Origin of the sequence: Corynebacterium sp. J010B-136 (genome assembly GCF_002967075.1) — a bacterium.
Taxonomy (GTDB): Bacteria; Actinomycetota; Actinomycetes; order Mycobacteriales; family Mycobacteriaceae; genus Corynebacterium.
In genome coordinates, this window is record NZ_PUGE01000008.1 from 98,791 (window position 1) to 105,924 (window position 7,134).

General features: G+C 59.4%; 3 protein-coding genes and 1 pseudogene. All 4 read left to right on the forward strand.

The window, feature by feature from the left end:
• Nucleotides 1-100 precede the first annotated feature (100 nt).
• The 4 genes and pseudogenes from C5Y44_RS11920 to C5Y44_RS11935 all read left to right on the forward strand — a co-directional run bounded on the left by C5Y44_RS11920 (nucleotide 101) and on the right by C5Y44_RS11935 (nucleotide 6,737).
• Complete coding sequence (locus C5Y44_RS11920; RefSeq protein ID WP_369831092.1) at nucleotides 101-1,030, forward strand: restriction endonuclease; 930 nt, start codon at nucleotides 101-103, stop codon at nucleotides 1,028-1,030.
• A 389-nt stretch (nucleotides 1,031-1,419) separates the two neighbouring features.
• Nucleotides 1,420-2,040 carry a hypothetical protein gene (locus C5Y44_RS11925; RefSeq protein WP_146108502.1) on the forward strand — a complete coding sequence of 207 codons (621 nt, stop codon included), beginning with the start codon at nucleotides 1,420-1,422 and terminating at the stop codon, nucleotides 2,038-2,040.
• A 146-nt stretch (nucleotides 2,041-2,186) separates the two neighbouring features.
• A pseudogene (locus C5Y44_RS13520) lies at nucleotides 2,187-4,187 on the forward strand (site-specific DNA-methyltransferase).
• A gap of 3 nt (nucleotides 4,188-4,190) precedes the next feature.
• On the forward strand, nucleotides 4,191-6,737 hold the full coding sequence (locus tag C5Y44_RS11935; protein WP_105325128.1) for a DEAD/DEAH box helicase: 2,547 nt from the start codon (nucleotides 4,191-4,193) through the stop codon (nucleotides 6,735-6,737).
• Nucleotides 6,738-7,134: the final 397 nt, after the last annotated feature.

The window sequence follows — 7,134 nt, forward strand, 5'->3', positions numbered from 1 at the left end:
GCTAGAAGAAACACAGCCTTATCGACAGATCGACCCATTCTCCGGACGTGCCCTAGGGCTTCTGGAAGGATGAGGATACTTGCTGGAGGAAGGAATATGGATGTCGCTTACCAACCAGGGCATGCCCACTCATCAGCACTTGGTACTGCCGGCTATTCGCGCTGTTGCAGAGCTGGGCGGGTCAGCGAAAGCGAAGGAGATCATTGACCATATCGTCGAGAATTATCCCGATGCGGACGACCTCCTCCAGGTGACCTACCCCAACCGCCCGGACGTGGCTGTCTTCCCCGAACGCGCCTCCTGGGGACGGTCCACCGCCAAACTCATCGGCGCTCTCGAGCAACCTTCCCGGGGAATGTATCTGACCACAGACCTGGGAGAAGAACTACTATCCCTGCCGGAGGTGGAAGCCTTCGAGAAGATCCGCGAGCTAGACCGCGAGTACTACCGAGAGCAGCGCAGAAAGAAACTGGAAGACCCCTTCACTGCAGGTGTCGAGGGTCGGGACGAGGATGAGCCTTCCGCAGAGGTATTGGCCGTCTCAGAAGCCGACGACGATAGTTCCGCCTCGGGGTGGAAGATCCAGCTGCTGGAGCGCCTGCACCGGCTTTCCCCGGAGGGGTTTGAGAAGTTCGTGCTCTACCTACTGCGTCGCTACGGCCTCCAGCTAACCCATATCGGTGGAAGTGGAGACGAGGGCATTGACGGGATCGGCACCGCGCCTTTGAGTCCGGTGCTCTCCTCACGGGTAGCGGTCCAGGTTAAACGCTACGATCCGAACGGAAAACCCATTGGGAGGGACACCGTAGCCTTGTTCCAGCGCGATGCCCAAACCAAGGGGGCAGAACGGGCGATTCTGGTGACACTTAGCCGGTTCACCGAGCCTGCCCGCAAAGCCGCCACGACCACCATCCCGACTGTTGATCTCATCGACGGGGACCGCCTGGCGGATTTGATCCGTGAAGACGGGGAATCCGGAGTTAGTTTCCAGCCGACCGTCAATGAGGGCTGGTTCGACAAGTTTGCCTAAACGCCAGATTCACTTTCCTGCAGGAAGGACGGCAAAAGAGCCCGTCTGGGGGAACTAAGTAGAGGTCTGGGAACCGGACTTTTATACGCTAAATCGATATGACGCTACAACGTTAAAACATACGTATGTTTAGCTTCGCCAGTGTCTGTCACCTTGAAAGCATGCCCATCACGGGGATAACCGCTGGGCCCGGCATGGCTTAATCGCCCTGTAGTTCATATGATCCGGAAGTGGAGCCGACCTTGGGAATTTTGCATCACCTTTAGCCTCCCAAGCATCTGGTCGCGCTGCCTGGGGGCCTTCCTCCGTGCGCTGGCATGAGCCAAACTGTTGATCCTTAGAACACCCAGTGCGCTGCCCGAAATACGCAAGCGTTTACTGTGACGGGTGTGAACGAAACGCAACGGCTTAACAGCCTCTTAAGAACCCACTTCGGCTCCTTAATCATCGAGGACTTCATCTCCCCGGCGGGAGTGAAACGGGTATCGGAGAATGCCTACAGCAAGCTGAGCAGTGCAATGAAGGGCATCAAAGAGCATCCGGCCAAGGATACCATTAAGGAGGAAACCCACGCCTCCTTGTACGAGTTCATCACCAATCTCAAGAACGACCCCCTGCCCGTCCAGTACTCGAAGGCCGCTCAAGAAAACTTCGATGCCCGCCATCACGCGTGGTGCGTAAACAGGATGACGGCGTTCAACGAGCATTCTCAGGCTCCTGATGAGAAGGACTTCACCCTCACCTACGGCCGAGCGCAGATGTGGATCAGCCTGAAACTCAAGTACCTCACGCTCCTCGGTCATCCCACCGCGGTCGCTAACTACCGCTACTTCCATATCCCTGTCGACTACGCCGATACCGTACACCCCGCCGATGCTCTCGGGATTACCCGTCCTCTCGGGATTACCCGTCCTCTCGGGGGTGTCCGTTCGTCGAAGCTGGAACGTGCCCAGTACTGGGACTACCAACAGCAATTCCGGGCCGCCGGCATCAACCTGCTTGATTTCTAGGACGTGGCGGCACCGGCATGAAGTGCCAGGGCAAGTCCTGAGAAAATACACCCACTAGGGACACGTGTTCGATGCTGCACCAGATGATGCCCAGGCCAGCCGATAAGCTGGTTGAAGTTATTGATCAAGCACTGATGGAGGACAGCATGGGCCGACGGCCGCAGAAGCTGGAGCTGACCTGGTTCAACAAGGACCAGGCACTGATTCCGACTGAGGAAGGCAAGTACGGCTACACCTGGGTCGATCCTAAGGATCCCCGCTACTGTGAGGTCCACACCCTGGTCGCTGAGGGCGTAGTTCGTGGTGAGCAATCCCCGAAGGAAGAGGGAGTGACGTACTCCGAGCGTGCAGACCTGGAACCCACCGAGGACAACCTGCTCATCCTCGGCGAATCTGGTGACGTGCTCGAAGCGCTGACCCAGGTGCCGGAACTCGCCGATAAGTACGTCGGCCAGGTCAAATGCGTCTACATCGATCCGCCGTTCAACACCGCACAGACGTTTGCCAACTACGAGGACAACCTCGAACACTCCATCTGGCTGACCATGATGCGTGACCGCCTCATCCACCTGCGCCAGCTGCTCTCCGATGACGGTTCCATTTGGGTGCACCTCGATGATGTTGAAAATCACCGGATGCGCATGCTAATGGATGAAGTATTCGGTTCCTCAAATTACGTTGCGGAAATGCAATGGGAAAAAACATATTCCCCTAGAAATGACTCCAAAGGCATTCCGATGGTTACTGATGTCATTCTGGTCTACCGAAAGTCCAAGTCTTTCTCGGTAAATTCGCTCTCTCGAAACTCTGAGATGGACTCAAGGTATAAGAACCCGGATCATGACCCTAAGGGCCCCTGGAAACCAGCTGATACAACGGCGCCTGGTTCGGCAACTCACCAAGGCATGGTTTATGCGATCCAGCACCCAATTACCGGCGACTTAGTTTATCCACCTAGTGGTCGACATTGGAGCCTCGCACAAGAATCTCTATTGCGGGTTATGGGTGAATGAGCGGACTATGAGCTCGCCGATATCGGTGATGAACAGGAGAGGGCCGACCTCGCAGGGTTACCTGTCGAGGAAGTTAGACCAGATGTTAAGGCCCTGGTCCTTGCGGAGAGCAGAGAAAGCGCCGCTAGAAAAGCCTTGCAGCGTATCTCCAAGATGAACTGGCCGTACTTCGTCGTTCGAAAATCGGGGGGTTTTCAGAGGAAGGGATGGTTGTCGGAAAGGGAGGGTTCCGCTCCTCGAAATCTGCTGAAGTGGAAAGATGTTGGACACAACGACACAGCTGCTAAAGAAATTCGCGCCCTCTTTCCGGGCCAGTCTGCTTTCTCAACTCCTAAGCCTGGGCGTCTCCTGGAGCGCATTATCCACATTGCTACCAACCCGAGTGACATTGTTCTGGATATTTTTGGGGGGTCCGGTACGACTGCTGCAGCTGCCCAGAAGATGGGGCGCCGCTGGGTGACGATTGAGCTCGTTGAGGATACATTCAATCGTTTCACGCTCCCGCGTCTCTCCAAGGTGATTAATGGCGAGGACATGGGCGGAATCTCACTAACTACGGGCGAGCGTGTCGACAACACAGACGAAGGCTTGCCAGAGGGAATGACCCCGGACGAAGCACAAAAGCTCACCTCATTGCTTAACAAGGCTATTAGAGAGCAGCCAGAGTTGAAGAAGAATTCGGCTATCAAGGCTGTTAAAGACCTGGTCAAGACCAAGAAGACGAAGGATGTCATCAACTGGCGCGGTGGTGGTGGTTTCAGGGTAGCGCGGTTGTCGCCGTCGTGTTTCGACTACGACCCCGACTTAAACTTGACCACCCTGACGGAGGCGGCGACCGGGTCGACGCTGGTGGCGTCCGTGGCGGCGAATCTGGGTTTCTACCTCACCCCGGAGGACCGCCACTTCGACGGGATCCTGGGCCGGCAGCATCTCGCGGTCGTCGAGGGGATCCTCGACGACGCCAAGGTCGACGACCTGATGGCGCATCTGCCCGAGGGGCACACATTGCTGCTCGCGGCGACGATTGTCCCGGAGGGCGTGCGCGATCATGTCCGACGCTTCAAGAACGGCTCCCGGGTGCTCCACGTCCCGCTGGACCTGTTCACCTACACCACGGCCCAGGAGGAGAAGTAGACCATGGCTCTGCATATCAGCTACGACGAAAACCTCGTCGAGGAGTTGTCCTCCCGATTCGACCTGCGCACCCCCAACCGTGAGGCCCTGACCGAGCTGGTCAGGCGCCTGGACGTCGGCGAGTACACGCCCCTGGGCCAGCTCACGCTGGACCTGGCCACCGGAGTGGGCAAGACCTTCGTCATGGCGGCGTTCATCGAGTACCTCAACCGCCAGGGCCACCGCAACGTCATGGTCGTCACCCCCAATACGGTGGTCCAGGACAAGACTGTCCGGGACTTCTCCCACGGCTCCGAGCGCTACATTGACGGGTTCACCCGGCCCCCGGTCATGGTGACCCCTGACAACGCCCAGGGATTCGCCCTGGCTGAGAGCACCCGCAGCCTCTTCACCACGGATGAGGCGTCCATGCTCTACGTCTTCAACGTCCAGCAGCTGTTCCCGCCCAAGGACGGCGGCAAGTCCCAGGCCACCGGTCAGGAGGCGCAGCGGCGCAAGACCTGGCGCTGGCAGGAGGAGTACGGCTCGCTGATGGATCACCTGCGCTCCCTGGACGACCTGGTGGTCATCGTCGACGAGGCGCACCTGTTCGGGTCCACAGCCAAGGTCTACCGCTCGGCGCTGGAGGAGCTGCTGCCACAGGCGACCGTGGGCCTGACCGCCTCACCGGGCAAGAAGGACGACATTGTCTACCGGTATCCGCTGTGGCGGGCGATCAGCGACGGCTACGTCAAACAGCCGGTGCTGGTCTACCGCAACTCCGGCTACGACTCCGAGGAGCGTCAGCTTCAGGACGCGATGAGCCTGCTGGCTTTGAAGGAGAAGGCCTATGCCGGGTGGCGGGCGGCCCATCCTGGAAGCAAGAAGACTAAACCGCTGCTGTTCGTCGTCTGCTCCGATGTCGCCCATGCCAGCGAGACCGCCGCGCGCTTGCGCACCGCGACGTTTACCGGCAGTGACGTGGCTGTTCTGCAGGTCGACAATGAACATGATGATGCTGCCACCCAGAACTTCCTACGGTATCTCGATACCGGGGATTCCCCGGTACGGGTGATTGTCTCGGTCAACAAGCTTCGCGAGGGGTGGGATACCAAGCGTATTGCGGTGATGTGCACCCTGCGGGCCATGGGCTCGGAGGTATTGACCCAGCAGGTCATGGGCCGTGGTCTGCGGTTGCCCTTCGGGAAGTTGACCGGGGTAGGAGCCATCGACGAGCTGGACATCATCTCGCATAAGTCATTTGTCTCCCTGCTCAAGACTGAGAACGTCCTGCGCGAGTTCGGCATCGACTCTGAGGAAAAGGTGGCCCCGGAGGACGTACTGCCTCGGCCGGGCACCAGGCATGTTCCCCACCCGCAGGCGGGCACGGGGCCACAGATTCCTGGCCCGGCCGCTGGCGAGGAACAGACATCGGGGGTCGCCGCCGCGAGCTCGCCGGCCCAGTCGGTGGCTGACGCTCTCGGCGCCCGTGCTCTGACCGACGATGAGGACATCGTGGACGACGCTGACCTCTTTGAGCAGGTGACGATCTCCATCAACCCTGAGTTCGCGGGCACCACCTTCCTTTTCCCGGCGACGGCGATGGAGAAGACCATCGCTCCCTTCGAGCTGGCTGATATCTCGACCGAGGCGGTCGCGGCCGCGGCCAGGCGCACCCGGAACACCTCCGAGTATCTCGAGCGCACAAAGATCGTTGCTGACGCAGACCAGGCCGGCGAAGGGGCAATTACCGCCCAGGACGCTGACCGGGTGGCGGTGGAGAGCCTGTGGCAGTCGGAGGCGGAGGTGCGCACCGAACTCATCCGCCGCGTGCTCACCACGGGAATCGTGTCCACGGATCCGGAGAACCGCAATCAGCTCACCCACCGTATTGTGCCGACATTCATGGAGCACGCGGGCATCGAGGCGTGGACGGAGAAGGCGAAGTTTTCCGCAGCCGAGGAACTGCGTGGCCTTGTCGTCGCCGAGATGAAGAAGGCCGCCAGCCAGGCCAAGACCAGGACAACAATCACCCCGGTTGAGCTGCCGATTGATGACTCCTTCACCCTTGATTTCGGAAGGAAAGTTCTCGAGCGTCTGACGGTGACCCAGAACTCGAGGAAGTCGACCACCGGCTTCCGGGAGCGTGAGTACTACGGCCCCTGGACCAAGGGACTGTTCGAGGCCGCGGCCTTCGACTCCTTCTCCGGCGAGTACCGCCTAGCGGAGATCTTCAACTTCGACCCGGACGTGGTGTGGTGGAAGCGTCTCTACCCGCACGAGGGCGCTGTCGTCGCCTACACACCACAGAATGACTACCACCCGGATTTCGTGGTCCTGGCCACCGACGGCACCCACTGGATCATCGAGGGTAAGTCGAAGCGGGGACGCGACGACGAAACTGTCCAGCGCAAGAAGGACGCCGCCGAGAAGGCCATTCGCCTGCTTGCCGGCAAACCGGACTACGTAGGCCAGTCGTGGGGCTATCTCATCGCCTTCGAGGACGACATCGCCACCGCCGACTCCCTGGCTGACCTCTTGGCGACTGGAGCCACAGAGCGGACCCGGTAGAGCTCTTCTCGGTGTTATCGGTCAGTGCGCCCACGCGGTCTGTGGGGCGTGCTGACCGATCTTCCTTGTCTCGGGTGGGGTGATGGTCGTTGGTGGGGGAGGGAAGCGCACAGGCGGCTGCTGAGGTCGGTGTAGCCGTGGACGGTCTGCGGGGCTGGGCCCCTTCGGGGAGAGAGGTAGTCATCCGTGCCGTCGATGTAGTTGTGCTACTTGGCATGAACCTGAACGCTTAAGCGTAGTTTGAAGCTGAATTGGCTCAGACATGAAAAGTACCCTTACCTGTTTGTGCAGGTAAGGGTACTTCTTGGGGGTGGCTGACGGTGTCGTACTTCAAGACATAATTGACACGCCTGTTCTGCAGCGGGGCTAATCTAGGGCCGAGATCAGCCGCGAGATC

Excerpts from the sequence above, each read along its gene's own strand:
- C5Y44_RS11935 (WP_105325128.1), top strand. The coding sequence starts at position 4,191 with ATGGCTCTGCATATCAGCTACGACGAAAACCTCGTCGAGGAGTTGTCC.
- C5Y44_RS11920 (WP_369831092.1), top strand. The coding sequence starts at position 101 with ATGTCGCTTACCAACCAGGGCATGCCCACTCATCAGCACTTGGTACTG.